Source organism: Ruegeria sp. CI5 (genome assembly GCF_056536885.1).
This window is the reverse complement of the sequence record NZ_JBQFQN010000005.1, coordinates 60286-86190: the sequence shown is the minus strand read 5'-3', so window position 1 is coordinate 86190 and position 25905 is coordinate 60286. Positions and strand designations below refer to the sequence as shown.

Genomic DNA, 25905 nt, shown 5'->3' with positions numbered 1-25905 from the left:
TGCGCGTGTTTCGCGCAGCTTTCGCACCACAAGGACCTGACATGACCGACGCGAGCATCAATGCCAGCACACTTGCCGCACAATCCCGTGCGGACGAGGCCGGCTTTGGCGACTATTTCGCCCTGCTCAAGCCGCGGGTGATGTCGCTTGTCGTGTTCACCGCGTTGGTAGGTCTGCTGGCCGCCCCTGTGCCGGTACATCCGTTCGTCGGCTTCTGCGCCATCCTGTTCATCGCCATCGGCGGTGGCGCCTCGGGCGCGCTGAACATGTGGTGGGATGCGGATATCGACAAGGTTATGAAGCGCACCAAGGGTCGTCCGATCCCGTCGGGCAAGGTCGAGCCCGGCGAGGCGATGGCGCTGGGCCTGGCCCTGTCGGGCCTGTCGGTGATCATGCTGGGCTTGGCGACCAACTGGTTCGCGGGCGCGTTTCTGGCCTTTACCATCTTTTTCTATGTCGTGATCTACACGATGTGGCTCAAGCGCCTGACGCCGCAGAACATCGTGATCGGGGGCGCTGCGGGCGCCTTCCCGCCGGTAATCGGATGGGTTGCCGCCACGGGTTCGATGACGCTCGAACCGTGGCTGATGTTTGCCCTGACCTTCATGTGGACCCCGCCGCATTTCTGGGCGCTGGCGCTGTTCATGCGCTCGGATTATGACGACGCGGGCGTGCCGATGCTGACCGTAACGCATGGACGCCGCGCCACGCGGACCCATATCTTGGTCTATACCGCATTGCTGGCTCTGCTGGCCGTGGGCACGGCGTTCTCGGGCATTGGTGGGCCGATTTACCTGGCTGTGGCCGTGGTGTTGAACGCTATGTTCTTCCGGGGGGCGTGGGCCATATCGCGCCGCACCGAAGACGATGCCGAGGCGGACAATTTCAAGGTCGAGCGCAGCTTTTTCAAGCTGTCGCTTCTGTACCTGTTCCTACATTTCGGCGCGATCCTCGCCGAGGCGCTGCTGAAACCCTACGGGTTGGGAGGCTGGTCATGAGCCTGCGCAAAAGCCATGAGCTGCACCAGCGTCGCTTCGGCCGCAACCTGGGTGTTGGGCTGACGCTGGCGGCGTTCATCGTGATCATTTTCGGCCTGACCATCGTAAAGGTCTCGGGCAGCGATTTCGGCGTGCCCAGCGAGGAGGTTCAGAACTGATGGCTTTGAGCGGACCGCAGAAGACCGTTGCACAAACCGTTGGGCTGGTTGTTCTGATGGGCAGCCTGGCCTGGGCGGCCGTGCCGTTCTACGACTGGTTCTGTCGGGTCACCGGGTTCGGGGGCACCACCGGCGTTGCCGAGGCCACGCCCGACGATATCCTCGACCGGGTGGTGACCGTTCGCTTCGACGCCTCCAAGGCCAAGGACATGCCGTGGGAATTCAAACCCGTCGAGCGAGAGATGAAGGTGCGTATCGGTGAGACCGGTCTGGCCTTTTACGAAGCATACAATCCGACCGACAAGCCGGTTGCGGGACAGGCATCGTACAACGTGACGCCCTATTCCGCCGGCGGATACTTCCAGAAGATCGCCTGTTTCTGCTTTGAAGAGCAGGTTCTGGAGCCCGGCGAACGCGTCGAGATGCCCGTAACTTTCTTCGTCGACCCCGAAATGGTGGAAGACCCAGAAGCACAGTATGTTCATACGATCACACTGTCGTATACATTCTATGAAATAGACCTGCCCGAGGGCTATGCCGCCCTGGATGCGCAGGCAGAAACAAACACGAACTAACGCCTGTAGGTGAGGGACGCTGATGGCACACGCAAAAAACCACGATTACCACATTCTGGCACCTTCGATCTGGCCGTTGATCGGCGCGATCGGTGGCTTCGTCATGCTGTTCGGAGCCGTCTTGTGGATGCACGGCATGACCTCCTTCGTGTTCTGGGGTGGTCTTGTGGCGGTTCTCTACACGATGTTTGCCTGGTGGTCCGAGGTCGTGGCCGAAAGCCGCGCGGGTGATCACACTCCGGTCGTCCGGATCGGGCTGCGCTACGGGTTCATCCTGTTCGTCATGTCCGAGGTGATGTTCTTCTTCGCCTGGTTCTGGTCGTTCTTCAAACATCGCATGTATCCGATGTACGACTATGCCGGCACCGAATACATCCAGCCTGACATCCACGCGGTGGACCCGTTCCACCTGCCGCTGATCAACACTCTGGTTCTGTTGCTGTCGGGCTGTGCGATCACTTGGGCGCACCACGCGCTGGTCCACGACAACGACCGCAAGGCGCTGATTCAGGGTCTCGCGATCGGTATCGTCCTGGGCATCGCCTTCACCTTCCTGCAGGCCTTCGAATACTACGAACTGCTGGCCCACGAAGGGTGGGAGTTCGGCGGCGATCAGTTCTACTCGAACTTCTTCATGGCAACCGGCTTCCACGGCGCACATGTGATCATCGGCACCATCTTCCTGACGGTCTGTCTGATCCGCGCGCTGCGTGGCGACTTTACCCCGGAGAAACACGTCGGATTTGAGGCGGCCGCATGGTACTGGCACTTTGTCGACGTTGTCTGGCTGTTCCTGTTCTTCGCAGTCTACATCTGGGGTCAGGCACCGCTGATGTAACGCCCCGCGAGGCTGTCGAATTGCAAAAGCCGCCCCTCGGGGCGGCTTTTTCTCGATCAGGGGCGCAAGGGATTGCGCCCCGTACAATTGCAAGGTTGCATTTCCTTGCGCACAGACCGTAACAAGACGCCGGCTTGACCCCGAGCCGCTATGACACGCAACAAGGGCCATACATGCGCCGCATCCTGTTTCTGCTGATTTTCGGGCTCGCCGGGCTGGCGGTTCTTGTGTCTCTAGGCACTTGGCAGGTTCAGCGTCTGGCGTGGAAAGAGGGCATTCTGGCCGACATCGAAGCCCGGATCGCCGCCGATCCGGTGCCGCTGCCCGAGGCGGTCGATCCCGAAGCCGACCGTTATCTGCCCGTCGAAGTATCGGGCGAGATGCTGCCCGGCGAAATCCATGTACTGGTTTCGGTCAAACAGGTCGGGCCGGGCTATCGGGTCATCGCGCCCTTCCAAACCGGTGATCGCACGATCCTTGTGGACCGGGGCTTTGTGCCCACAACGGCCAAGCAGGCCGAACGCCAGATCGGCCCCATGCAGGTTGTCGGAAATCTGCATTGGCCCGATGAGATCGACGGCTATACCCCCGATCCGGACCCGGCGGGCAACATCTGGTTTGCGCGCGATGTGCCCGCGCTGGCCGATGCGCTTGGGGCCGAACCGATCCTAATGGTTGCCCGCAGCCAGACCGATCCCGCCATCACGCCGCTGCCGGTGGATACGGCGGGTATTCCCAACGACCATCTGCAATACGCGGTGACATGGTTCGGCCTGGCGCTGGTCTGGGCCGCAATGACCGGATATTTCCTGTGGCGCGGCCGCGCCCCATCAGAAAGTGACGCGCAATGAAATATATCTCGACCCGCGGGCAGGCGCCCGAACTGAGCTTTGAAGAGGCGATGCTGACCGGTCTGGCCCGCGACGGCGGCCTGTACCTGCCTGCCGAGATTCCGGTTCTGAGTCAGGACGAGATCGCCGCGCTTGCCGGGCTGCCCTATGAAGAGATCGCGTTCCGCGTCATGTGGCCCTATGTCAGTGGCTCGTTCGCCGGGGATGAGTTCAAAGAGATCATCGCCCGCGCCTATGCCGGGTTCGGCCATGATGCCCGCGCGCCGTTGAAGCAGCTGAACGAGAACCACTTTTTGCTGGAACTGTTCCACGGGCCCACGCTGGCTTTCAAGGATTTCGCCATGCAGCTGATCGGTCAACTGTTCCAGGTGGCGCTGAAGCGGCGGGGCGAGCGTGTCACCATCGTGGGCGCCACCAGCGGCGACACCGGATCGGCCGCGATCGAGGCGTTCCGGGGGCTGGATGCGGTCGATGTGTTCATCCTGTTCCCGCATGGCCGCGTGTCCGAGGTGCAGCGCCGCCAGATGACCACCCCCGCCGACAGCAACGTGCACGCGCTGGCCGTCGATGGCGATTTCGACGACTGTCAGGCCGCCGTGAAGGACATGTTCAACGATTTTGACTTCCGCGACGGGGTCAAGCTGGCGGGGGTGAACTCGATCAACTTTGCCCGCGTGCTGGCGCAGGTGGTCTATTATTTCTCGGCCGCGACCAGCCTGGGCGCGCCGCATCGCAAGGTCAGCTTCACGGTGCCCACCGGCAATTTCGGCGACATCTTCGCCGGCTATATCGCCAAGCGGATGGGTCTGCCCATCGACCGTCTGGTGGTGGCGACCAACCAGAACGACATCCTGCATCGCTGCCTGTCCGGGCAGGGCTATTTCAAGGGCGACACCATCCCCTCGATCAGCCCGTCGATGGATATTCAGGTCAGCTCGAACTTTGAACGCGCGCTGTACTATGCCTATGGCGAGGACGGGCGGGCCGTGGCGCAGTTGATGGACGAGCTGAAACAGGGCGGCTTCCACGTCAGCCAGGGCGCGATGGAGGCCCTGCGCGAAAACTTCGACTCGGGTCGTGTGTCCGAAGAGGAAACGCTCGCCACGATCAAATCCACGCTGGAATACAGCGCCGAGCTGGTCTGCCCGCACACTGCCGTTGGCATCAAGGTGGCCGAAGACACCCGCGCCGCCGATGTGCCAATGGTGACGCTGGCCACCGCCCACCCTGCGAAATTCCCCGCCGCGGTCGAGCAGGCCAGCGGTGTGCATCCGCCCCTTCCCTCGCGCATGTCCGATCTGTATGAACGTCCGGAACGGGTGACCCGCATCGCCAACGATCTGGGCACAATCGAGGATCATATCAAAAGGCATATTGCTGAGTGACTGTCAGACTGGACCAACTAACAAACGGCTTTCGGATCGTCAGCGAACAGATGCCGGGGCTGCAATCGGCAGCCATCGGCATCTGGGTGACCGCTGGCGGGCGGCATGAGCGGATCGAACAGAACGGCATCGCGCATTTCCTCGAGCATATGGCCTTCAAGGGCACCGAGCGGCGCTCGGCCCTGCAGATCGCCGAGGCGATCGAGGATGTGGGCGGCTATATCAACGCCTATACCTCGCGTGAGGTGACGGCCTATTACGCCCGGGTGCTGAAGGATGACGTGGCGCTGGCGATGGACGTGATCGGCGACATCGTCCTGAACCCCGTCTTCGACCCGCGCGAGATCGAGGTTGAGCGCGGTGTGATCCTGCAGGAGATCGGCCAGGCGCATGACACGCCCGACGACGTGATCTTTGACTGGCTGCAGGAACAGAGCTATCGCGATCAGCCGCTGGGCCGCACGATTCTGGGGCCGACCGAAAGAGTCAGCGCCTTTTCGCGCGACGACCTGTCGGCCTTCGTGGCCGAGCACTATGCGCCCGACCAGATGATCCTGTCGGCGGCAGGCGCCGTCGATCATGACCAGTTGATGAAACTGGCCGAAGAGATGTTCGGACACCTGCAACCCCGCAAGGGGCTGCTACCGGATCCCGCGCGGTTCACCGGCGGTGAGGCGCGGCGGGACAAGGCGCTGGAACAAGCGCATTTCGCGCTGGCGCTGGAAAGCCCGGGCTATCGTAATGACGAGATCTATACCGCGCAGATCTATTCGACCGCGCTGGGCGGCGGCATGTCCTCGCGCCTGTTTCAGGAAGTGCGTGAGACCCGCGGGCTGTGCTATACGATCTTTGCCCAGACCGGCGCCTATGCCGACACGGGAACGACCACGATCTATGCCGGCACTTCGGCCGATCAGGTGGGCGAGCTGGCCACCATCACCATCGACGAGATGAAGCGCGCCGCCGAGGACATGAGCCCCGAGGAGGTTGCCCGCGCCCGCGCACAGATGAAGGCCGGGATGCTGATGGGGCTGGAAAGCCCTTCGAACCGGGCCGAACGTCTGGCCCGGCTGGTGCAGATATGGGGCCGTGTTCCGCCGCTCGAGGAAACCGTGGCCAAGATCGACGCGGTCAGCACCGCCGACGTCCGGGCCTTTGCCGAAAAGATGGCGGTTCAGGCCCCGGCAGCACTGGCGCTCTACGGACCTGTGGGTGGTGCGCCGACACTGGAGAGGCTGCAGGAGAGGCGCGCGGCGTGATGCTGTTGGGCAGACGCAGGCTGAAACTCGAGACCGAGCGGTTGAGCTTGCGCCCGCCCGTGCATTCCGACTTCAACGACTGGGCCGCGCTGCGGCTGGCCTCGCGCGAGTATCTGACCCCGTGGGAGCCGATCTGGGCCAAGGATCATCTGACCCGCAAATCGTTCACCAACCGTGTCTACTGGGCGCAACGCTCGGTGGCCAATGGCACGGCGGTTCCGCTGTTCCTCTTCCGCAGAACGGATGACATGCTGGTGGGCGCCATTACGCTGGACAACATCCGCCGGGGGCCGGCGCAGGCCGGAACGCTGGGCTATTGGACCGGGCAGGCCTTTGCCCGGCAGGGTTACATGCGCGAGGCCATCGGCGCCGTGGTGCATTACGCCTTTACCCGACTGGACCTGAGCCGGATCGAGGCCGCCTGCCTGCCGGAAAACGCCGCCTCTCGCGGGCTGTTGGAAAGCTCGGGGTTCAAATACGAGGGCGTGGCGCAATCCTATCTGCAGATCAACGGGCGGTGGCGGACGCATGTGCTCTATGCGTCGCTGCGCTCGGACCGGCGCGGGCGGACGGACGCGGGCTAGGGCGCCCGTTCGGACCTGATGTGGGCGGGACTGTTTCCGAAATTTGGGCCCAGTGACGTGACTCGAGGCGCCGATGCGCTAGACTTCCGATCATGCGGAGTGTTTTGGCGGGTCTGATCTTGCTGGCAGGGACGGCGGCGGCGCAGGAGCGTCGGCCGAGCCATTGCATCGCCATCGCCCAGAACACCCCTGGAATCCAGTATCTGCACAAGGCGGCGTGGCAGGATCCGGTGCCCGAATTCTCGGTCCGGATCAGCTATGTCGCGCATGCGTCCTTTCTGATCCAGACACCCGGCGGGCTGAATGCCGTGACCGACTATACCGGCTTCATCGGCGGCGCGGATCTGATTCCCGACATCGTGACGATGAACCACGCCCATGACACCCATTGGACCGCCTATCCCGACCCGGCCATCCCGCATGTGCTGCCGGGTTGGGGCGAGTTCGGGCAGGGCATCGAACACCACCTCGACCTGGGCGAATTGCTGGTGCGCAACGTATCGACCGACATCCGGTCCGCTTATGGCGGGGTGGAAGAGCGCGGAAACTCGATCTTCGTGTTCGAGGTCGAAGGTCTGTGCATCGGCCATCTGGGGCATCTGCACCACATCCCCAGCGACGAGCAGTTCGCGGCCCTTGGGCGGCTGGACGTGGTCATGGCGGCGGTGGACGGTGGCACGACCATGCCCTTGCCCGAGATGATCTCGGTGCTGCAGCGGCTGAAAAGTTCGGTCATCATTCCGATGCATTGGTTCTCGGGATATTCGCTGGACCGGTTCCTGGCCGATATCCGATCCGATTTCCCGGTGCGCCGGGACGGGGTTTCGGAAATTGAAGTATCGCTGCGGACCCTGCCGGACCGCCCGACGGTAGTGGTGCTCGAGCCGCGATACCTGATGGAATTGGAATAAGCCTTGCCGTGCGCCTCGGGCTTGGGCATGCAGAGGGTATGCATTTGAACCCTGCCGACGAAACCTTTGCCGAAACCATCCGCGCCCGCCTGGGTGACGATGTTCTGCGCCCGGTCGAGCCGCGCTATCTGGAAGAGCCGCGCCGCCGCTTCGCCGGGCAGGCGGGTCTGCTGGCCTTGCCCCGCACGGTTGAGGAGGTTGCAGCCTTGGTGCGTTTGGCGTCCGAGGCCCGTGTGCCGGTGGTGCCATACGGCGGCGGCACCGGTCTTGTGGGCGGACAGGTCATGGCGGATGGCCCCGAGCCCCTGATCCTGTCGCTCGAGCGGATGCGCGCGATCCGGGCCGTCTATCCGACCGAAAACATCCTGATCGCCGAGGCCGGTGCTGTGCTGGCCGACATTCAGGCCGCGGCCGAGACGGCCAACCGGCTGTTTCCGCTGTCGCTGGCGGCGCAGGGATCTTGCCGGATCGGGGGGAACCTCGCCACCAATGCCGGGGGCGTGAACGTCCTGCGCTATGGCAATGCGCGGGATCTGTGCCTGGGGCTCGAAGCGGTTCTGCCCAACGGCGACATCTGGCACGGGCTGGGGCGTTTGCGCAAGGACAACACCGGCTATGATCTGCGCAACCTGCTGATCGGGTCTGAGGGTACGCTGGGGGTCATCACCGCCGCCTCGCTCAAGCTTTTCCCGCGCCCTGCCGGGCTGGGCACGGCGGTCTTTCAGGTGGCCAGCCCCGAAGCGGCGATCGACCTGTTGGCCCTGGCCCGCGATCATCTGGGCGAAACCGTAAGCGCGTTCGAACTGATCCACAGACAGGGGCTGGATTTTCTGGCAGAGGTCTTGCCGGACGTGCGGCAACCCTTTGACACGCCGCCGGAATGGTCGGTCCTGATTGAACTGGGATTGCCGGCCGGGCACGAGCCCGAGGCGGCGCTGGAGTCCTTGTTCGTCGCTGCCGAGGCCCGTAGTCTGGTGTCGGACGGTGTCATCGCCCAAAGCGCCGCGCAGCGCGACGCGCTGTGGTCAGTGCGCGAACGCATCCCCGAGGCGAACCGGCTGATCGGTTCGGTGTCCAGCCACGATATCTCGGTTCCGATTTCGCGCATCCCCGATTTCATCCGGCAAGGCGGCAACGCGATTTCGGCCCTCGGACCTTTCCGGGTGAACTGTTTTGGTCATTTGGGGGACGGCAACCTGCACTACAACGTCTTCCCCCCCAAAGGCCACAACCGGGGCGCGTTCGATGACCGGCGCGCCGCGATCAAGCGCGCGGTTCATGACCTGGTGCATGAATTTGAAGGATCGGTCAGTGCCGAGCATGGGGTGGGCCGTCTGAAGACCGGTGATCTGGAACGTTATGGTGATCCGGCCAAACTGTCGGCCATGCGCGCCATCAAGGCCGCCTTGGACCCGCTCGGGGTAATGAACCCCGGCGCCGTCCTGTCAACTGTGTAAGTGCGGCCCGGACGCTCCGGGCCGCAGCTGCGCGTCGTTTACGACGCCGGCAGGATAACCTTGTCGATTACGTGGATCACGCCATTGCTGGTTTCGATATCTGCCTGAACGACATTTGCGTCATTGACCATGACACCGTTGTCGAGATCGATCGTGATCTCTCCACCCTGCACGGTGGCGGCGGTCATGTCGTCGGACAGATCACCCGACATCACCTTGCCCGGAACCACGTGATAGGTGAGGATCGCCACAAGCTGATCCTTGTTCTCGGGCTTCAGCAGCGTTTCCACGGTGCCTTCGGGCAGCGCGGCAAAGGCTTCATCCGTGGGCGCGAAAACGGTGAATGGGCCTTCGCCCTTCAGCGTGTCAACCAACTCGGCGGCCTGCACGGCTGCGACCAGAGTGTTGAAGCTGCCAGCCCCGACAGCGGTGTCCACAATGTCCTTGCCGTGGCCGTCGGCCATGGCAGCGGTCGAAAACAGGATACTGGCGACACCGGCAACAGCGAATTTGCGAAACATGATCTACTTCCCTTGTTGAGGATGTCATCGGCGACATCACGGTTTATACGGCGACATGCCGAAAGGAGATCAGGCGTCGGGGGCAAAAAACCGACTGGAAAACGAACGACGCCGCGCTAAGCGCGCGGCGTTTCCAGCGGCAAGTCACGAAATCGTGACCGCTGTCTGTTCACAGCCCTTCGAATTCGCACAGGACATGGACGTCCATGCCCATCTCCTCCAGCACCTTCCGGCCACCCAGCTCGGGCAGGTCGATGATGAAGGCGCAGCTGACAATCTCGCCGCCCAGCCGTTCGATCAGCTTGATGCCTGCCGCGGCAGTGCCGCCGGTGGCCAGCAGGTCATCGACGACCAGAACCTTTTCACCGGGCTGGATCGCGTCATCGTGGATCTCGACGATGGCCTCGCCGTATTCCAGCTTGTATTCCTCGCTGATCGTGGTGCCCGGCAGCTTGCCCTTCTTGCGGATCGGAACGAAGCCCACGCTCAGCTGGTGAGCGATCGCGCCGCCCAGGATGAAACCGCGTGCCTCAAGCCCCACGACCTTGTCGATGCGCTCGCCGGCATAGGGGTGCAGCATCTGGTCGATGGCCATGCGAAACCCGCGGGGATCCGCAAACAGGGTCGTCACGTCGCGGAACATGATCCCTTCGTGGGGAAAATCGACGATGGTCCGAATGTAATCCTTGACCGTTTTGCTTCTGGACATGGGGCAACCCTTCTTGCGTCAAAACACGGCGGTGTTTGGCGTATCACGGCCAGTCATGCAAGCCACGGCTGCCTTCCTGCGCGTATTTGCTGCGGAACAGATGCGCCCGGACCACCCGCCCTTGGAGGGCTGCGGGTATCGACAAGCGATGCGCTTTGTCTATACAAGGTGCCACGCGCTGATGCAGGCCCAGAACAAGGATGACAGCCGTGGCCAAGGCCGACCTCAAGGGATCCACCAAAAAGAACAGCCAGCTGGTTCTGCGCCTGGACAAGGACGAACGCGACGCGTTCGTTGCGCTGTGCCGCGATCTCGACACCTCGGCCGCGCGCGAGATCCGCAAGTTCATTCGCGCGTTCATGGCCGAGAACGCCGGGACCTGACTGCCTTCAGGCCGGGCGGCGCAGTACCGCCGTGGCCACGCCCATTCCGATCAGGGTCAACCCTCCGAAACGGGTCATGCCGGTGATGATGCCGGGGCGGCCGATTACGCGGCGCAGCCGATCGGCCAACAGCGCATAGGCCAGCGCGTTCAGCCCGGCCAACCCAACGAAAGTGGCGATCAATATGGCGAACTGCGGGCCCAACGGCTCGGCCGGGCGCAGGAATTGCGGCACGAAGGCAATGAAGAAGGCGATGGATTTCGGGTTCAGGGCAGTAACGGCGGCCGCATGGCCGAACACGCCGCGCGCGGTGACGTCGCGCCCGGTGGCCACCGCCTGCATCCCGCCGGACGGCGCACTGCGCAGCAGCTTGATGCCCAGCCAGACCAGATAGGCGGCGCCCACCCATTTCAGCACCGAAAACAGCGTGGCCGACGCCAGCACCAGCGCCCCAAGCCCCAGCAGCGAAGCGGTCATGGCAATCAGGTCCCCCAGCGCAACCCCCGTGGCCGAGGCCACGGCCACGCTGCGCCCTTTGGACAGCGCATAGCTGAGCACCAGCAGGACCGTCGGGCCCGGGATCAGCAGAAGGGCGGTCGAGGCGGCGACAAAGGCCAGCCAAAGTTCAAAATCCATCATCCAACTCCGTCAAATCCGCAGCAGCTAGCCTAAGAAAACACGTGGCCGTCAAGGCCGCCTACAATACCCGGCCCGCCACCGCATCCAGCTTGGCCAGCACTTGCAGGTCGCGCTTTTCCGGGGCCGTCAAAATCGCGTGGTCCAATGCCCGGTCGCAGCCATGCGGGCAGGGCGCGCGGTCCGCCCCCAGCAGGGCGGGCAGGCCTTTGACCAAGGCGCGCGCCTTCTCGGCATTGCCGGTCAGCGTCGCGATGATCGCGGTCACGTCCACTTCGCCGTGATCGGGGTGCCAGCTGTCATAGTCGGTGACCATCGCCACCGAGGCATAGCAAAGCTCGGCCTCGCGGGCCAGTTTGGCCTCGGGCATGTTGGTCATGCCGATCACGTCGCAGCCCCACTGCTCGCGGTACATCTTCGATTCCGCCAGCGTCGAGAATTGCGGCCCTTCCATCGCCAGGTAGGTGCCGCCGCGATGCACGGTGATGCCGACCGCCCGGGCGGCGGATTCACAGGCATCCCCCAGGCGCGGGCAGGTCGGATGGGCCACGCTGACATGGGCGACGCAGCCGGTGCCGAAAAAGCTTTTCTCGCGGGCGAAGGTGCGGTCGATGAACTGATCGACGACCACGAAATCGCCTGGGGCCATGTGTTCGCGGAAGGAGCCGCAGGCCGAAACCGAGATCACATCGGTGACCCCCAGCCGTTTCAGCGCGTCGATATTGGCGCGATAAGGCACCTCCGTCGGCGAATGCACATGCCCGCGCCCGTGGCGGGGCAGAAAGGCCATCTCGATGCCGTCCAGTGTCCCGGTCAGGATCTGGTCGGACGGCGCGCCCCAGGGCGTTTCCACGGTAACCCATTGCGGCGTTTCCAGCCCATCGATGTCATAAATTCCCGATCCGCCGATGACGGCAATTTTTGTCTGGGCCACTTTCGTTCTCCGCTGCGATACCTGCCTGTGGGAATTTCTGCGGGCTTGTCGGGCATTTGGCAAGGCTTGCCGGTGTTTTTGCGCCGCACAGGCGCCACAAGGGGCGTCGCCTTGCAGTTTTTGCATGACAGCCTGCGATCGATGGGCTAGCAGACAGCGCCGAAGGCGGGTATACGACCGCCTTCGCGCGAACATTCTGACCTACAGGACCAATCCATGCCCCGAGCCTTGCTGGCAAGCTTTGCCAATCGCCTCGCCATTCCCGATCTGAGCTGGATGCCGGACGAAAAGCTGACCCCCGCCCGCCTGCGGATCGAGCTTTTGTCGGGCCTGACCGTCGCCCTGGCCCTGGTGCCCGAAGCGGTGGCGTTTGCTTTCGTCGCCGGGGTTCATCCTCTGGTAGGCCTGTACGCGGCGTTCCTGGTGGGGCTGATCACCGCGCTGATCGGCGGCCGTCCGGGTATGATCTCGGGCGCAACCGGAGCGCTGGCGGTCGTCATGGTGGCGCTGGTGGCGCAGCACGGGGTCGAATACCTGTTCGCCACGGTGGTTCTGATGGGCATCCTGCAGATCATCGCGGGGGCCATGCATTGGGGCCGGTTCATCCGGCTGGTGCCGCATCCGGTGATGCTGGGCTTTGTCAATGGCCTGGCCATCGTGATCTTTCTGGCGCAACTGGGCCAGTTCAAGGTGCCGGGCACCATGGAAAACACCGGCCACGGCATGAGCGGTGGTGAATGGCTGTCCGGGATGCAACTCTATACGATGCTGGGGCTGGTCGCGCTGACCATGGCGGTGATCTGGGTGATGCCGCGCATCACGCGCATCGTGCCGGCGCCGCTGGCGGGCATCGTCGTGGTGGCCGCGCTGGTGATCGGTATCGGGCTGGATGTCCCGCGCGTCGGAGACCTGGCCTCGATCGAGGGCGGACTGCCAAAATTCCACATCCCCATGGTTCCGCTGACCTGGGAAACTTTCGAGATCATTCTGCCCTACGCCGTGATCCTCGCCGCCATCGGCCTGATCGAATCTCTGCTGACGCTGAACCTGGTGGGCGAGATCACCGGCAAGCGCGGTGGTGCGTCGCAGGAATGCATTGCACAGGGCACCGCCAACGTCGTCACCGGGTTCTTTGGCGGCATGGGCGGCTGTGCGATGATCGGGCAGTCGATGATCAACGTGAAGTCCGGCGGCCGCACGCGCATCGCGGGGATCGCCGCCGCACTGTTCCTGCTGGTGTTTATCCTTGTCGGCTCATCCCTGATCGAACAGATCCCGCTGGCCGCGCTGGTTGGCGTGATGTTCATGGTAGTGATCGGCACCTTTGCCTGGAATTCGTTCAACATCCTGCGCAAGGTGCCGCTGACGGATGCCTTCGTCATCGTTCTGGTAACCGTCGTCACCGTGATGGAAGACCTCGCCGTGGCCGTCGTGGTCGGCGTGATCGTTTCGGCGCTGGCCTATGCCTGGAACAACGCCAAGCGCATCCACGCGATCACCCGCGACTCGGAAACCGAGAAAGGCGCCAAGGTCTACGAGATCAAGGGGCCGCTGTTCTTCGGCTCGTCCGAGGGTTTTGTCGAACTGTTCGATGTCCAAAACGACCCGGAAACGGTGATCGTGGACTTCGCCGACAGCCGCGTGGTCGACCAATCTGCCCTGCAGGCCATCGAAAACATCGCCGCGAAATATGAGGCGGCAGGCAAGCGCGTCATGCTGCGCCATCTCAGCCGGGATTGCCACAAGCTGCTCAAGAAAGCAGGTCACCTGATGGTCGACAGCGACGATGACCCGGATTACGGCCTTGCGGTCGACTATTCTGTTCGAACCGGCATTCTGGGCGGCCATTGAGCCCCCAAACCCGGCTCAATCGTCTGGACGATTGAGGGAAAACAACTCCGTCACCACCGAGTAGTCGCGATACCCAAGCCGCGACAAGGGTTGAAAGGTGGTGACGTCGAACTTGCCGTCCTTCAGGCAGTCATCGCGCAGGTGCACGCCGACGACTTCTCCGAAAACCACCCGGTTGGCCTGGCCGGGCAGCGTGACGATCTGGGTCAGTTTGCATTCCAGCGCGGCAGGGGCGCCCTCGATGCGAGCGCATGGGATGGTTTCGCATTCCACAGGTGTCAGGCCGGCGTGGGCGAACTCGTCCACCTCTTTCGGAAGGCTGGCCGAGCTTGCGTTCATCGCAGCCCGATGGGCGTGGGCTACCACGTTGACGCAAAAGACGCCGGTCGCCTCGATATTGGCGATGCTGTCCTTTCCGCGGTCCTGGTCGTGTTTCGTGCCGGTGGAGGCAAACATCACCTGCGGCGGCGTATAGGCGACCCCGTTGAAGAATGAATAGGGCGCCAGATTGTTGATCCCATCGGCGCTGCGGGTCGAGATCCATCCGATCGGGCGCGGCGTGATGATGGCGTTGAACGGGTTGTGCGGCAAACCGTGACCGTCTTCGGGGCGATAGAACATCTGATCTCCAAGCGTTTGCTCAAGGCCTAGCGAAGTGCTAGGGCGATTGCCAGAGTCGAAAAGAGGGCCGCGGTGCAGCAGTTCGGGATCAGGCCGGAAGAGCCGGAGGATTGGTGGGAAGTCGAAGCCCTCTACGACCTGTGTTTTGCGCCGGGGCGCGAGGCGCTGTCGTCTTACCGCTTGCGCGACGATGTTCCGCCAGTGCCGGGCCTGTCGATGATTGCCCGTGACGGGCAGGGCATCTTGGCTGGGGCCATCCGATTCTGGCCGGTTCATGTTGGCGCACACGACGCGCTTTTGCTGGGGCCCGTTGCCGTCCACCCGACCCACCAGGGGGAAGGTTTGGGTGGTTTTCTGATCCACGAAGGTATCGAAGCCGGGCGGGCCAAAGGGTGGGACCGGGTCATGCTGGTCGGTGACGCGCCCTATTATTCACGCTTTGGGTTTGCCCGGCTCGAGGGTGTTGAGATGCCCCCACCAACCAACCCGGATCGGGTTCTCGGGCTGGATTTGACCACCGGCGCATGGCACGGAGTGAGTGGTTCGGTGACCCGCTGGACGCGCTGATCTATTGAAACGGCGTTGTGAAATGCCAATGTTTCAGGGTCAGGAGGACACCGAATGAATGACGTCGTTCTCGTCGGAGAAATCGACCCCGACGCTGAGTTGGACCGGCTGGCAAGCCACTACCGCAGCGCGGGCGGCAGCGGTATCAGGTTGCTCAATCGTCTGGGTGGATCGGCTGAGTCGCTGCTGGAACAGCTGCCCGGTTCGGTGCGCGATGGGCTGACCGGTGCAACCGAGCAGGCCTTGTGGCTTGCAGTTCGTGCCGCTGACGGATCGCGCCGCGCGGTTCCCGACCAGAAGCCGTGGGTCAACACCGCCATATCGACCACGATGGGCGCCGCGGGTGGGGCTGGCGGCCTGACGACGGCGTTGATCGAGCTTCCGGCGACCACGGCCATGTTGTTGCGCTCAATACAGGGTGCCGCATCGCGTGAAGGTTTTGACCCCTCGGCAAGGAACGTGCAGTTCGATTGCATCCGCGTTTTGTCGGCGGCAGGTCCCTTGGCGCATGACGACGGCGCAGACATGGGGTTCTTTTCAGTCCGACTGACCGTGACGGGCCCCGCTCTGCAAAAGATCATTGCCGCCGTCGCTCCGAGGTTGTCGGTCGTTTTGGGGCAGAAACTGGCGGCACAGACCGTTCCGGTATTGGGGGCCTTGGCCGGAGGTGGCGCGAACTACCTCTACGCCCGGTACTATCAGCAGATTGCCCGTGTGCATTTCGGCCTGCGGCGTCTGGCGATCGATGCCGATATTCCGCATGACGAGCTTGTGCAGCGTCTGCAACGTCGCATGTTGGCCTGATCCTCAGTTTCAAAATTGGACAGAACCGCAGGATGTGGTATCCTGCACCCAATCGGCCCGCAAGATAAGTGGCCGAAAACAGGCAAGAAGAACAAAACAAGAGGCGGGGCAGCGTGAAAAGCGCAGGGCTGTCACCAGACATTCTGTCCGAAACCGGGGCATTTCCGGTTCTGCCGCAGTCTGCGGCTCTATGCTACCGGCTTCGGCGCGGGGTGCCTGAGATATTGTTGATCACGACCCGGGGGTCGGGGCGGTGGATCATCCCCAAAGGCCGCATGATCGACGGCCTTAGCGGGTCTGAGACCGCAGCGCAGGAAGCTTGGGAAGAAGCCGGTGTGACAGGCCGTTGTGAGACGCGCAGTATCGGGCAGTTCTCTTTCGACAAACACCACCGGGATCTGGGGCGGGTGACATGCGTCGTTGATGTCTACCCGTTGCTTGTTACCAAGACGGCGGATCGGTTCCCCGAAGTCGCAGAACGGCGGCGTAGATGGATGCTGCCGGAAAAAGCAGCACAAGCGGTTTCGATCGGCGGGCTTTCCGGGCTGTTGCGGTCAAATGCGCTCAATCCTCATTGAACCGCCTCTGTAAAGACTTGATATTGCCATGTCTGTCAGTATCTATTGGCCCACCGACATTTTGGGCGACAGATGATTCAATATTCACTGAAATGCTGCAATGGTCACGCGTTTGACAGTTGGTTCCAGTCTGCGGACGCTTACGACAAGCTGTCCAAGGTTGGAATGGTCTCTTGCGCGACTTGCGGCAGCACCCAGGTCGAAAAGGCGATCATGACGCCGCGGGTCCAGTCTGCGCGCTCATCTGCTGCAATGCCGCGCGCGGAGAACAGTGATCGACCCGAAGCCCAGCACCAACCGACCAAGGCCGAGATAGAGCGCGTTCTCAACGCCCTGCGCGCCAAGGTCGAGGCGAATTCCGATTATGTCGGCCGCGAATTTGCGCGCGAGGCCCGCAAGATACATCTGGGCGAGGCCCCGGAGCGCGCCATCTATGGCGAGGCCAAGCCGGAAGAGGCCAAGGCCCTGATCGAAGATGGGGTTCCCGTGGCCCCTCTGCCGTTCATTCCAAGCCGAAAGACGAACTGAACCGTGCATCTTGTTATCACCGGCGCCAATCGCGGCATTGGGCGTGCTCTTGCTGAATGCTATCGTGGCCGCGGCGATACTGTCACCGGCACCGCACGGGACGATTCCGCCGATATTCGTCTGGACGTTACCGACCCGGCGCAACAGGCGCAGATGGCGCGCAAGTTGGATGGCCAGCCCGTAGATCTGTTGATCTGCAATGCAGGTGTCTATCTGGACAAAGGCCAAACAATCGACGGCTACCCGGCCGAGATGTGGGGCCAGACCTTTGCGGCCAACGTCACCGGGGTGTTTCTGACCATTCAGTCCTTGTTGCCCAATCTGCGTGCGGCGCGCGGCAAGATCGCGATCATCTCGTCGCAGATGGCCTCGCACACGCGGGCGCCCGGGGGCAGCTATATCTATCGGGCCTCCAAGGCGGCTGTGCTGAACCTTGGGCGCAACCTGGCGGTGGATATCAAGGACGATGGCATCGCCGTCGGCATTTATCACCCGGGATGGGTGCAGACGGACATGGGCGGTCAGGCCGCCGACATCACCGTGTCACAGGCCGTTGCCGGGTTGACCGAGCGTTTCGATGCGCTGAGTTTGGACTCCACCGGCTGCTTTGAAACCTGGGACGGGCAGGCACATCCTTACTGAGCGGCCAGCGCTGCCTTGGGGATCTCGTAGACTTCACCGGGATCGATGAAGATCACCAGAATTTCGCCCCGCGTTTCCGAAGTGATCTTCGACGTCGAGCTGCTGGAATCCGGCTTTCCATCGGTGAAATAGATGCGGCGTACTTCCCCAGTATCCAACTGAACCGCCAGGGTTGCAGTGCCATCATCCTTGCGCCGCAACTCGGCAGGGCAATTTTTCAATGGCTGACCCGCCAACGCGGCGCAGGGGACCGTTCCCAACGCGTTCTGGCCGTCCGTTCCGGACAGTGAAGCCACCTGGGCCAGAGCCGGGCTGGACATCAGAGCACAGGCGAAAACAAAACGCAGCATGGTATTCCTCATGGTTTAAATCCTTGACGATACGCTGACATTGCTGCCGGTCCTTGTAAAGCGTTGCGCTGCAGTGTCCTGCCGTTCTATGTGCCCTTGCTCTTGTGTGTTGCCTCGCATAAGACGCTCGGGACCGGAAATCCAAGGCGCGGAGACATTTGCCCCCATGCCCGTACTCGTGATGAAATTCGGCGGCACATCCGTCGCCAACCTCGACCGCATCCGCCGCGCGGCCAAGCGCATCGGCGTCGAAGTGGCCAAGGGCTATGACGTCATCGTCATCGTGTCGGCCATGTCGGGCAAGACCAACGAATTGGTGGGCTGGGTCGACGAGATCTCGCCGCTGTATGACGCGCGCGAATATGATGCCGTGGTATCTTCGGGCGAGAATGTCACCGCCGGTCTGATGGCGCTGACGCTGCAGGAAATGGAGATCCCCGCCCGCAGCTGGCAGGGCTGGCAGGTGCCGCTGCTGACCGATGGCGCCCATTCGGCGGCGCGGATCCTTGATATTCCGACCGACAACATCAACCAGAAGTTCGGCGAGGGCATGAAGGTCGCGGTGGTGGCAGGCTTTCAGGGTCTCAGCCCCGAGGGGCGGATCACCACGTTGGGCCGGGGCGGTTCGGACACCACTGCCGTGGCTTTTGCCGCCGCCTTCGACGCCGAACGCTGCGACATCTACACGGATGTGGACGGCGTCTATACCACCGATCCGCGCATCTGCGAGAAGGCGCGCAAACTGGACAAGATCTCGTTCGAGGAAATGCTCGAACTGGCCTCGTTGGGGGCCAAGGTGCTGCAGACCCGCTCGGTCGAGCTGGCGATGCGGTACAAGGTGAAACTGCGTGTTCTCTCAAGCTTCGAGGAACAGTCCGACGAGGCCGGAACCCTGGTCGTCGACGAGGAGGAAATCATGGAATCCAATGTAGTCTCGGGTGTGGCCTATTCGCGGGACGAGGCCAAGATGACCGTCGTGTCGGTCGCCGACCGCCCCGGCATCGCCGCGATCATCTTCAACGCGCTCAGCGATGAGGGGATCAACGTCGACATGATCGTGCAGAACATCTCGGACGAGGGGCGCACGGACATGACCTTTTCCTGCCCCACCAACCAGGTGGCGCGCGCCGAAAAGGCGCTGTTGGCAGTCAAGGAGCGTGGCGAGCTGAACTATGCCGAGCTGGTCGCCGACACCGATGTGGCCAAGGTTTCTGTGGTGGGCATCGGTATGCGTTCGCAGTCGGGCGTGGCGGCCAAGATGTTCAAGGTACTCTCGGATGAGGGGATCAACATCAAGGTCATTACAACCTCCGAGATCAAAATTTCCGTCCTCGTCGACCGGAAATACATGGAACTTGCCGTTCAGGCGCTGCATGATGCCTTTGAACTGGAAAAGGCGGCCTGAGCATCTCGGCCAAGGTCCCGCCTGACACCGCAGAGTAGATCGGGCGATGGCAGACGGAATGGAAACAGAATCCCGCAAGCTGCTGGGGCGGCTGCGCGAGGAGATGGCAAGCGAGGCTGCCGGTCAGGAGCGTCTTGACCGGATCACTCACCTGATCGCCGACAGCATGCGGTGCGAGGTGTGCTCGATCTATCTGTTCCGCGACGACGAAACCCTGGAGCTGTGTGCCACCGAAGGTCTTGCCCCCGAGGCCGTGCACCAGACCCGGATGCGTCTGGGGGAAGGTCTCGTTGGCCGGGTGGCCAAGTTCGGCAAGGTCGTCAACGCCGCCGATGCGCCCTCCGAGAAAGGCTTCCGGTACATGCCGGAAACGGGCGAGGAGCGGTTTTCGTCGTTCCTGGGCGTGCCCGTTCAGCGGCTGGGGCAGAAGCTTGGGGTTCTTGTGGTCCAGTCCCGCGCTCAACGCGAATTTTCCGCGGATGAGGTCTATGCGCTTGAAGTCGTGGCAATGGTCCTTGCGGAAATGGCCGAATTGGGTGCGTTTGTGGGCGAAGGTGCCGCCCTTTCACCGTTGCATCAGCAATCCATATTGCTGCGCGGTGGCCCGGCACAGGAGGGCTCGGCCGAGGGGCATGTCTGGCTGCATGAGCCGCGTGTCGTCGTCACCAACCCGATCGCCGACGATCCACATCGCGAGCTGGAGCGGCTGAACGAGGCGGTCGAAGAGCTGCGCGTGGGCGTCGACAAGATGCTTGAAATCTCGCGGGGCGGCGACACGGAACAGCTGCAGGTTCTGGAAGCCTACCGGATGTTCGCCAATTCCAAGGGCTGGATGCGCCGGATGGAAGAGGACATCGCCCGCGGTCTCAGCGCCGAGGCGGCGGTGGAAAAGGAGCAGTCGCAGGCCCGCGCCCGGATGAGCCAGGTCACCGACCCTTATCTGCGCGAGCGTCTGGCGGATCTGGACGATCTGTCCAACCGTCTGCTGCGCATTCTGACAGGGCAGGGCGGGTCGAACGGTAAAGAACTGCCGCCCGATCCGATCCTGGTGGCGAGGAATATCGGCCCGGGTGACCTGCTGGAATATGGCCGTTCGCTGAAAGGTGTCGTGCTCGAGGAGGGCTCGGTCGGTAGTCATGCCACCATCGTCGCCCGCGCTCTGGCCATCCCGCTGGTGGTACATGTGGGCCGGATCACGACCGAGGCTTTGAACGGCGACCATATTCTGGTCGACGGGGATGAGGGCGTCGTGCATCTGCGCCCCGAGGATACCGTCGTCAGCGCCTTCCGCGACAAGATGGCCATGCAGGCCGAGGCGCAGAAACGCTATGCCTCGATCCGCGAAACCCCGACCGTGACAAAGGATGGCGAGCGGATCAATCTGGTGATGAATGCCGGCCTGATGGCCGACTTGCCGTCGCTCAAGACGTCCGGGGCCGAGGGCGTAGGCCTGTTCCGCACCGAATTGCAGTTCCTGATCCGCAACCAGATGCCGAAACGGTCCGAACTGGTGGCGCAGTACAAACGTGTTCTGGATTCGGCCGATGGCAAGCGCGTGGTATTCCGTACGCTGGATATCGGATCGGACAAGGTGCTGCCCTACATGAAGCATGTCGCCGAGCCCAACCCGGCGCTGGGTTGGCGCGCCATTCGTGTTGGCCTGGACAAGCGCGGCGTGATGCGGATGCAGTTGCAGGCCCTGTTGCGCGCGGCGGATGGCCGTCCTCTGACGGTCATGTTCCCGTTTGTCGCCCAGGCCGACGAATACCGCGAGGCCCGTTGGGAAGTGAACAAGACGCTGGAGCGCGAAAAGCGCTTGGGTCACGTCCTGCCGGAAACGCTGGAAGTTGGGGCGATGCTGGAAACACCGTCATTGGCCTTCGCCCCCCAGAAGTTCTTTGACGAGGTCGATTTCATCTCGATCGGCGGCAACGACCTGAAACAGTTCTTCTTCGCCGCCGACCGTGAAAACGAGCTGGTGCGCCGACGCTATGACACGCTGAATGTCAGCTTCCTCAGCCTGATCGAGCGCATCGTCGAACGGTGCGGAATTTCCGACACGCCGCTGAGTTTCTGCGGCGAGGATGCCGGCCGCCCGATCGAGGCACTGTGCCTGGCGGCGATGGGTATCCGCACCCTGTCGATGCGCCCGGCCTCGATCGGCCCGGTCAAAAGCCTGCTGTTGCGGTCCAACCTGCAGGATGTCCGCAAGATCATCGCCGACGCGCGCCATCGCGGCGAACAATCGGTGCGCCCGGCGATCATGGAGTATCTGCGCGACAACGGCTGAGGCCATGATGACCGCGAAAAAAGGCCCGATTCCGAAATCCGGGCTTGCTTTTTGGGCTTGGTCTTTCTATCCAAGCCACGAATGTTAGCGGTAACAGGGTGTCTGGCTGCAGACCGCGCCGGATTGTCCGAAGAAGGGAGCCAGCCATGGTTTCACGCGTAATCCCGGTAGATCCGTTCGACCTGGTCCTGTTCGGCGCGACCGGAGATCTGGCCCAGCGCAAGATCCTGCCGGGCCTCTACCATCGGTTCGAAGTGGGGCAGATGCCCGAAGATGCGCGCATCATCGGGACCGCGCGGTCGGATATGGACGATGACGGGTTCCGCGCGCAGGTGCGCAAGTCGATGAAGGAATTCGCTCCGTCCTTCAAAAAGGACGTGCTGGACCGATTTCTGGCCCGGGTCGAATACGTGCCGGTCGATGCGCTGGGCGAAAACGGCTGGGACAAGCTGGCCAAATCGCTGCGCCCCGACGTGGTGCGCGCCTTTTATCTGTCGGTCGGTCCGAAACTGTTTCCCGGCATCGCACAGCGCCTGCATGATCACGGGCTTGCCACGCCCGACAGCCGCATCGTGGTCGAGAAACCCTTTGGCCATGATCTGGCCTCGGCCAAGGCGCTGAACGAAGGTCTGCGCGCCTGTTTCGAAGAGCATCAGATCTATCGGATCGACCATTACCTGGGTAAGGAAACGGTGCAGAACCTGATGGCGCTGCGCTTTGCCAACTCGCTGTTCGAACCGCTGTGGAACGCGACCCATGTTGATCATGTCCAGATCACCGTGGCCGAAACCGTCGGGGTCGAAGGGCGTGGTGCCTATTACGACCAGTCCGGCGCGATGCGGGACATGGTGCAGAACCACCTGGTGCAACTTTTGTGCCTGACTGCGATGGAGCCGCCCTCGACCTTCTCGCCCAACGCGGTGCGCAGTGAAAAGGTCAAGGTGATCGAGGCACTGGAACCTGTCGCCCCGACCGACATCGCCCGCGGCCAGTACCGGGCGGACAAGGGCGGCGACGGCTATGTCGATCATGTGGGCAACCCCGACAGCCTGACCGAAAGCTACATCGCGCTGAAGGTGCGCGTGGGCAACTGGCGCTGGTCGGGGGTTCCGTTCTATCTGCGCACGGGCAAGCGTCTGCGCGCGCGGGAATCCGAAATCGCGGTGTTTTTCCGCGACCCGCCGCACACGATCTTTCCCAATGTCGGCCCGCTGCACGGCAACGTTCTGGTGATCCGCCTGCAGCCTGACGAGGGCATCACCCTGCGCACCACGATCAAGGATCCCGGCCCAGGCGGCTTCCGCCTGACGGACGTGGCGCTGGACATGAGCTTTGCCGAGGCGCTGGGTGCTGATGTGCGCGCGCAGGACGCCTATGAGCGGCTGGTGATGGACGTGATCCGCGGCGACCAGACCCTGTTCATGCGCGGCGACGAGGTCGAGGCCGCCTGGGCCTGGGTCGATCCCATCATCAAGGGCTGGGAAGAGCGCGGCGACCGTCCCTCGCGCTATGATCAGGGCAGTTCTGGCCCGGAAGACGCATTGATGCTGATGCATCGCGACGGGCGCCGCTGGCGCCAGATCGGAGGTTGAGATGGTTCACAACGTCATCACCGATGTCACCCAAAGAATAATCGAGCGCAGCGCCGATCCCCGCCGTACCTATCTGCAGCGGATGGAGCAGGCCCGGTCCGAAGGGCCGGCGCGCGCGCACTTGTCGTGCAGCGGACAGGCCCATGCCTATGCCGGGGCAGGGGCCGATCAGCAGACGATGGCCACGACCAGCGTGGGCAATCTCGGCATCGTCACCGCCTATAACGACATGCTGTCGGCGCATCAGCCGTTCGAGCGCTATCCCGAACTGATCCGCCGCGCGGCCCGTGCCGCGGGCGGCACCGCGCAGGTCGCGGGCGGGGTTCCGGCCATGTGCGACGGGGTCACGCAAGGCGAGGCCGGGATGGAGCTGTCGCTGTTCTCGCGCGACGTGATCGCGCTGGCGGCTGCGGTTGCGCTCAGCCACAATACCTTCGACGCGGCGGTGTTTTTGGGGGTCTGCGACAAGATCGTGCCGGGGCTGGTGATCGCGGCGCAGAGCTTTGGCCACCTGCCGGCGGTGTTCCTGCCCGCCGGTCCGATGACCAGCGGCCTGCCCAACGACGAAAAGGCCAAGGTGCGCCAGAAATTCGCCGCCGGCGAAGCCACGCGCGAAGAATTGATGGCCGCCGAGATGGCCGCCTATCATGGGCCGGGCACCTGCACCTTCTACGGCACCGCCAACACCAACCAGATGTTGATGGAGTTCATGGGCCTGCACCTGCCGGGCTCCAGCTTCGTCAACCCCAACACGCCGCTGCGCGATGCGTTGACCGAGGAAGGCGCCCGCCGTGCCCTGTCGCTCAGCGCGCTGGGCAACAATTACGCGCCGGTGTGCCAGATCCTCGACGAACGGGCTTTCGTGAACGGTATCGTGGGGCTGATGGCCACGGGCGGGTCGACCAACCTGCTGATCCACCTGATCGCCATGGCCCGTGCCGGGGGCATTGTGCTGGACTGGCAGGATTTCTCGGATATCTCGGGCGTCGTGCCCCTGGTCGCGCGGGTCTATCCCAACGGTTTGGCCGACGTGAACCATTTCCACGCCGCAGGCGGTCTGGGGTATACCATCGGCACGCTGCTGGATGAAGGCCTGCTGCATCCCGACACTCTGACCGTGGCGGGGCAAGGGTTGCATCATTACACGCAGGAACCCAAGCTGATCGATGGCGCGCTGGTCTGGCAGGACGGCGCAGGCCACAGCCTGAACGAAAAGATCCTGCGCCCGGCCAATGACCCGTTCCAGCCCACCGGCGGCCTGTCGCGCCTGAGCGGAAATCTGGGCACCGGAGTGATGAAGGTCTCGGCCGTGGCCCCCGAACACCAGGTGGTCGAGGCCCCGGTTCGCGTCTTCCACGACCAGGACGAGGTCAAGGCCGCGTTCAAGGCGGGCGAGTTCACCGATGATGTCATCGTCGTGGTCCGCTTTCAGGGGCCCAAGGCCAATGGTATGCCCGAACTGCACTCGCTGACCCCGATCCTGTCGATCCTGCAGGGGCGCGGGCAGAAGGTGGCGCTGGTGACCGATGGCCGCATGTCTGGGGCCTCGGGCAAAGTGCCCGCGGCGATCCATGTCTGCCCCGAGGCGCTGGATGGTGGCCCGGTCGCCAAGCTGCGCGATGGCGACCTGCTGCGGGTCGATGCGGTGCGGGGCCAGCTCGAAATCCTGACCCCCGGCGTGCTGGAGCGCCCCGTCGCCACCGCCGATCTTTCGGCGCATCAACACGGGGTGGGCCGCGACCTGTTCACCACGTTCCGCAACGCCGTCGGCTCGGCCGATGCCGGTGCCAGCATTTTCGGAGCCTGAGCCTATGTCCGCAAAAACTCAACGCACCCGCGAGATCTGCGCATTGGCGCCCATCGTCCCGGTTCTGGTCGTCGATGACGCCGCCCATGCCCGCCCGCTGGCCGAGGCACTGGTGGCCGGTGGCCTGCCCGCGCTCGAAGTAACCTTGCGCACGCCCGCAGCGCTGGACGCGATCCGCGCCATGGCGCAGGTGCCCGGCGGGGTCGTGGGGGCCGGCACGCTGGTCACGCCCGACGATGTCCGCGCCGCGAAAGAGGCCGGCGCGCAGTTCGGCGTATCGCCCGGTGCCACCGATGCCCTGATCGCCGCCTGCGAGGCCGAGGGCCTGCCGCTGCTGCCCGGCGCGGCCACCGCGACTGAGGCGATGCGCCTGCTCGAGCAGGGCTATGACATGCTGAAATTCTTCCCGGCCGAAGCCTCGGGCGGGGCACCTGCGCTCAAGGCGATCGGCGCGCCGTTGCCGCAGATCACCTTCTGCCCGACGGGCGGCGTGTCGCCCGCCAACGCCCGCGATTACCTGTCCCTGCCCAACGTGATCTGCGCGGGCGGCAGCTGGGTTGCGCCGAAACAGATGGTGGCGCAGGGCGACTGGGCGGGGATCGAAGCCCTCGCGCGTGAGGCGGCCGCCCTGATGGATTGACCTTGCCGGGCCGGGCGCTAGGGTGGGCGCC

Annotated in this window: 28 protein-coding genes; 22 read left to right on the top strand and 6 right to left on the bottom strand. The window is 63.3% G+C overall.

Translation table 11 applies throughout. The features are described 5' to 3' along the window. Positions 1 to 41: 41 nt before the first annotated feature. The 10 genes from cyoE (at position 42) to ACR0BA_RS15125 (ending at position 9016) form a co-directional block, all read left to right on the top strand. Positions 42 to 998: a heme o synthase gene (cyoE, locus tag ACR0BA_RS15170; RefSeq protein ID WP_480728733.1), complete on the top strand. Its 957-nt coding sequence runs from the start codon at positions 42 to 44 to the stop codon at positions 996 to 998. Beyond that, on the top strand, positions 995 to 1156 hold the full coding sequence (locus ACR0BA_RS15165; RefSeq protein ID WP_170337538.1) for a hypothetical protein: 162 nt from the start codon (positions 995 to 997) through the stop codon (positions 1154 to 1156). The genes cyoE and ACR0BA_RS15165 overlap by 4 nt, the downstream gene beginning before the upstream one ends. Then, a complete protein-coding gene (locus tag ACR0BA_RS15160; protein WP_093962748.1) occupies positions 1156 to 1731 on the top strand; it encodes a cytochrome c oxidase assembly protein in 576 nt (191 codons plus the stop codon). Before ACR0BA_RS15165 ends, ACR0BA_RS15160 begins: the two co-directional genes overlap by 1 nt. Positions 1732 to 1753: 22 nt before the next feature. Continuing rightward, positions 1754 to 2569, top strand: a complete 816-nt coding sequence (locus ACR0BA_RS15155; protein ID WP_093962747.1) for a cytochrome c oxidase subunit 3 — start codon at positions 1754 to 1756, stop codon at positions 2567 to 2569. Between the two features lie 173 nt (positions 2570 to 2742). Continuing rightward, the gene (locus ACR0BA_RS15150; protein ID WP_170390732.1) at positions 2743 to 3420 is read left to right on the top strand and encodes an SURF1 family protein; all 678 of its coding nucleotides are present in this window, start codon (positions 2743 to 2745) and stop codon (positions 3418 to 3420) included. Then, a complete protein-coding gene (gene thrC / locus ACR0BA_RS15145) occupies positions 3417 to 4805 on the top strand; it encodes a threonine synthase (RefSeq protein ID WP_480728730.1) in 1389 nt (462 codons plus the stop codon). The genes ACR0BA_RS15150 and thrC overlap by 4 nt, the downstream gene beginning before the upstream one ends. Beyond that, positions 4802 to 6064, top strand: a complete 1263-nt coding sequence (locus tag ACR0BA_RS15140) for a M16 family metallopeptidase (protein WP_170599168.1) — start codon at positions 4802 to 4804, stop codon at positions 6062 to 6064. The genes thrC and ACR0BA_RS15140 overlap by 4 nt, the downstream gene beginning before the upstream one ends. Next, a complete protein-coding gene (locus tag ACR0BA_RS15135; RefSeq protein WP_093962743.1) occupies positions 6064 to 6648 on the top strand; it encodes a GNAT family N-acetyltransferase in 585 nt (194 codons plus the stop codon). The genes ACR0BA_RS15140 and ACR0BA_RS15135 overlap by 1 nt, the downstream gene beginning before the upstream one ends. A 92-nt stretch (positions 6649 to 6740) precedes the next feature. Next, entirely contained in the window at positions 6741 to 7559 is an 819-nt protein-coding gene (locus ACR0BA_RS15130) for an MBL fold metallo-hydrolase (protein WP_170438231.1), read from the top strand. A gap of 38 nt (positions 7560 to 7597) precedes the next feature. After that, entirely contained in the window at positions 7598 to 9016 is a 1419-nt protein-coding gene (locus ACR0BA_RS15125) for an FAD-binding oxidoreductase (protein WP_480728727.1), read from the top strand. A 38-nt stretch (positions 9017 to 9054) separates the two neighbouring features. Here the strand turns inward: ACR0BA_RS15125 and ACR0BA_RS15120 are convergent, their stop codons facing one another. Both ACR0BA_RS15120 and ACR0BA_RS15115 read right to left on the bottom strand, forming a co-directional pair. Further along, positions 9055 to 9537: a fasciclin domain-containing protein gene (locus tag ACR0BA_RS15120; protein WP_170337939.1), complete on the bottom strand. Its 483-nt coding sequence runs from the start codon at positions 9535 to 9537 to the stop codon at positions 9055 to 9057. A gap of 169 nt (positions 9538 to 9706) precedes the next feature. Continuing rightward, positions 9707 to 10246, bottom strand: coding sequence for an adenine phosphoribosyltransferase (locus ACR0BA_RS15115; RefSeq protein ID WP_170337941.1), 540 nt, complete (start codon positions 10244 to 10246; stop codon positions 9707 to 9709). A 209-nt stretch (positions 10247 to 10455) separates the two neighbouring features. Here ACR0BA_RS15115 and ACR0BA_RS15110 point away from each other — a divergent pair, with 209 nt between their 5' ends. Further along, entirely contained in the window at positions 10456 to 10629 is a 174-nt protein-coding gene (locus ACR0BA_RS15110; RefSeq protein ID WP_222457049.1) for a hypothetical protein, read from the top strand. A 6-nt stretch (positions 10630 to 10635) separates the two neighbouring features. Here ACR0BA_RS15110 and ACR0BA_RS15105 read toward each other — a convergent pair whose 3' ends face one another. Together ACR0BA_RS15105 and ACR0BA_RS15100 are read right to left on the bottom strand one after the other, a co-directional pair. Beyond that, positions 10636 to 11265 carry a LysE family translocator gene (locus tag ACR0BA_RS15105; RefSeq protein ID WP_040634229.1) on the bottom strand — a complete coding sequence of 210 codons (630 nt, stop codon included), beginning with the start codon at positions 11263 to 11265 and terminating at the stop codon, positions 10636 to 10638. Between the two features lie 61 nt (positions 11266 to 11326). Then, on the bottom strand, positions 11327 to 12199 hold the full coding sequence (locus tag ACR0BA_RS15100) for an S-methyl-5'-thioadenosine phosphorylase (RefSeq protein WP_480728724.1): 873 nt from the start codon (positions 12197 to 12199) through the stop codon (positions 11327 to 11329). A gap of 216 nt (positions 12200 to 12415) precedes the next feature. On the opposite strand from ACR0BA_RS15100, the gene ACR0BA_RS15095 reads away from it, so the two are divergent. Next, the gene (locus tag ACR0BA_RS15095; protein ID WP_480728722.1) at positions 12416 to 14050 is read left to right on the top strand and encodes a SulP family inorganic anion transporter; all 1635 of its coding nucleotides are present in this window, start codon (positions 12416 to 12418) and stop codon (positions 14048 to 14050) included. A 15-nt stretch (positions 14051 to 14065) separates the two neighbouring features. Here the strand turns inward: ACR0BA_RS15095 and ACR0BA_RS15090 are convergent, their stop codons facing one another. After that, positions 14066 to 14671: a flavin reductase family protein gene (locus ACR0BA_RS15090; RefSeq protein ID WP_480728720.1), complete on the bottom strand. Its 606-nt coding sequence runs from the start codon at positions 14669 to 14671 to the stop codon at positions 14066 to 14068. Between the two features lie 72 nt (positions 14672 to 14743). Between ACR0BA_RS15090 and ACR0BA_RS15085 the strand changes: the two genes are divergently transcribed. The 5 genes from ACR0BA_RS15085 (at position 14744) to ACR0BA_RS15065 (ending at position 17790) form a co-directional block, all read left to right on the top strand. Continuing rightward, positions 14744 to 15238, top strand: coding sequence for a GNAT family N-acetyltransferase (locus ACR0BA_RS15085; RefSeq protein WP_170390634.1), 495 nt, complete (start codon positions 14744 to 14746; stop codon positions 15236 to 15238). Between the two features lie 54 nt (positions 15239 to 15292). After that, the gene (locus ACR0BA_RS15080; RefSeq protein ID WP_170337952.1) at positions 15293 to 16042 is read left to right on the top strand and encodes an EcsC family protein; all 750 of its coding nucleotides are present in this window, start codon (positions 15293 to 15295) and stop codon (positions 16040 to 16042) included. 113 nt (positions 16043 to 16155) lie between these two features. Further along, positions 16156 to 16620, top strand: a complete 465-nt coding sequence (locus ACR0BA_RS15075; protein WP_170337953.1) for an NUDIX hydrolase — start codon at positions 16156 to 16158, stop codon at positions 16618 to 16620. A gap of 72 nt (positions 16621 to 16692) precedes the next feature. Continuing rightward, positions 16693 to 17148 (top strand): DUF1178 family protein, encoded by a 456-nt coding sequence (locus tag ACR0BA_RS15070; RefSeq protein ID WP_480728717.1) that lies wholly within the window; start codon positions 16693 to 16695, stop codon positions 17146 to 17148. Positions 17149 to 17151: 3 nt separating this feature from the next. Further along, a complete protein-coding gene (locus tag ACR0BA_RS15065; protein ID WP_170337552.1) occupies positions 17152 to 17790 on the top strand; it encodes an SDR family oxidoreductase in 639 nt (212 codons plus the stop codon). Here the strand turns inward: ACR0BA_RS15065 and ACR0BA_RS15060 are convergent. Beyond that, entirely contained in the window at positions 17784 to 18140 is a 357-nt protein-coding gene (locus ACR0BA_RS15060) for a hypothetical protein (RefSeq protein ID WP_170337960.1), read from the bottom strand. The genes ACR0BA_RS15065 and ACR0BA_RS15060 overlap by 7 nt on opposite strands. A gap of 166 nt (positions 18141 to 18306) precedes the next feature. Between ACR0BA_RS15060 and ACR0BA_RS15055 the strand changes: the two genes are divergently transcribed. The 5 genes from ACR0BA_RS15055 (at position 18307) to eda (ending at position 25874) form a co-directional block, all read left to right on the top strand. Next, a complete protein-coding gene (locus tag ACR0BA_RS15055) occupies positions 18307 to 19545 on the top strand; it encodes an aspartate kinase (RefSeq protein WP_170337962.1) in 1239 nt (412 codons plus the stop codon). Positions 19546 to 19591: 46 nt separating this feature from the next. Beyond that, positions 19592 to 21835: a phosphoenolpyruvate--protein phosphotransferase gene (gene ptsP / locus ACR0BA_RS15050; RefSeq protein ID WP_170443496.1), complete on the top strand. Its 2244-nt coding sequence runs from the start codon at positions 19592 to 19594 to the stop codon at positions 21833 to 21835. Between the two features lie 146 nt (positions 21836 to 21981). Continuing rightward, positions 21982 to 23427, top strand: coding sequence for a glucose-6-phosphate dehydrogenase (gene zwf / locus ACR0BA_RS15045; protein ID WP_170337966.1), 1446 nt, complete (start codon positions 21982 to 21984; stop codon positions 23425 to 23427). A gap of 1 nt (position 23428) precedes the next feature. Beyond that, positions 23429 to 25234: a phosphogluconate dehydratase gene (edd, locus tag ACR0BA_RS15040; RefSeq protein WP_480728714.1), complete on the top strand. Its 1806-nt coding sequence runs from the start codon at positions 23429 to 23431 to the stop codon at positions 25232 to 25234. Between the two features lie 4 nt (positions 25235 to 25238). Next, complete coding sequence (gene eda, locus ACR0BA_RS15035) at positions 25239 to 25874, top strand: bifunctional 4-hydroxy-2-oxoglutarate aldolase/2-dehydro-3-deoxy-phosphogluconate aldolase (RefSeq protein WP_005977713.1); 636 nt, start codon at positions 25239 to 25241, stop codon at positions 25872 to 25874. The last annotated feature ends 31 nt before the right edge of the window (positions 25875 to 25905 follow it).

Bases quoted from the DNA above. Each gene is read 5' to 3' on its own strand.
- cyoE (WP_480728733.1), top strand. From the start codon at position 42: ATGACCGACGCGAGCATCAATGCCAGCACACTTGCCGCACAATCCCGT.
- ACR0BA_RS15165 (WP_170337538.1), top strand. From the start codon at position 995: ATGAGCCTGCGCAAAAGCCATGAGCTGCACCAGCGTCGCTTCGGCCGC.
- ACR0BA_RS15160 (WP_093962748.1), top strand. From the start codon at position 1,156: ATGGCTTTGAGCGGACCGCAGAAGACCGTTGCACAAACCGTTGGGCTG.
- ACR0BA_RS15155 (WP_093962747.1), top strand. From the start codon at position 1,754: ATGGCACACGCAAAAAACCACGATTACCACATTCTGGCACCTTCGATC.
- ACR0BA_RS15150 (WP_170390732.1), top strand. From the start codon at position 2,743: ATGCGCCGCATCCTGTTTCTGCTGATTTTCGGGCTCGCCGGGCTGGCG.
- thrC (WP_480728730.1), top strand. From the start codon at position 3,417: ATGAAATATATCTCGACCCGCGGGCAGGCGCCCGAACTGAGCTTTGAA.
- ACR0BA_RS15135 (WP_093962743.1), top strand. From the start codon at position 6,064: ATGCTGTTGGGCAGACGCAGGCTGAAACTCGAGACCGAGCGGTTGAGC.
- ACR0BA_RS15130 (WP_170438231.1), top strand. From the start codon at position 6,741: ATGCGGAGTGTTTTGGCGGGTCTGATCTTGCTGGCAGGGACGGCGGCG.
- ACR0BA_RS15125 (WP_480728727.1), top strand. From the start codon at position 7,598: ATGCATTTGAACCCTGCCGACGAAACCTTTGCCGAAACCATCCGCGCC.
- ACR0BA_RS15120 (WP_170337939.1), bottom strand. From the start codon at position 9,537: ATGTTTCGCAAATTCGCTGTTGCCGGTGTCGCCAGTATCCTGTTTTCG.
- ACR0BA_RS15115 (WP_170337941.1), bottom strand. From the start codon at position 10,246: ATGTCCAGAAGCAAAACGGTCAAGGATTACATTCGGACCATCGTCGAT.
- ACR0BA_RS15105 (WP_040634229.1), bottom strand. From the start codon at position 11,265: ATGGATTTTGAACTTTGGCTGGCCTTTGTCGCCGCCTCGACCGCCCTT.
- ACR0BA_RS15095 (WP_480728722.1), top strand. From the start codon at position 12,416: ATGCCCCGAGCCTTGCTGGCAAGCTTTGCCAATCGCCTCGCCATTCCC.
- ACR0BA_RS15090 (WP_480728720.1), bottom strand. From the start codon at position 14,671: ATGTTCTATCGCCCCGAAGACGGTCACGGTTTGCCGCACAACCCGTTC.
- ACR0BA_RS15080 (WP_170337952.1), top strand. From the start codon at position 15,293: ATGAATGACGTCGTTCTCGTCGGAGAAATCGACCCCGACGCTGAGTTG.
- ACR0BA_RS15070 (WP_480728717.1), top strand. From the start codon at position 16,693: ATGATTCAATATTCACTGAAATGCTGCAATGGTCACGCGTTTGACAGT.
- ACR0BA_RS15060 (WP_170337960.1), bottom strand. From the start codon at position 18,140: ATGCTGCGTTTTGTTTTCGCCTGTGCTCTGATGTCCAGCCCGGCTCTG.
- ACR0BA_RS15055 (WP_170337962.1), top strand. From the start codon at position 18,307: ATGCCCGTACTCGTGATGAAATTCGGCGGCACATCCGTCGCCAACCTC.
- ptsP (WP_170443496.1), top strand. From the start codon at position 19,592: ATGGCAGACGGAATGGAAACAGAATCCCGCAAGCTGCTGGGGCGGCTG.
- zwf (WP_170337966.1), top strand. From the start codon at position 21,982: ATGGTTTCACGCGTAATCCCGGTAGATCCGTTCGACCTGGTCCTGTTC.
- edd (WP_480728714.1), top strand. From the start codon at position 23,429: ATGGTTCACAACGTCATCACCGATGTCACCCAAAGAATAATCGAGCGC.
- eda (WP_005977713.1), top strand. From the start codon at position 25,239: ATGTCCGCAAAAACTCAACGCACCCGCGAGATCTGCGCATTGGCGCCC.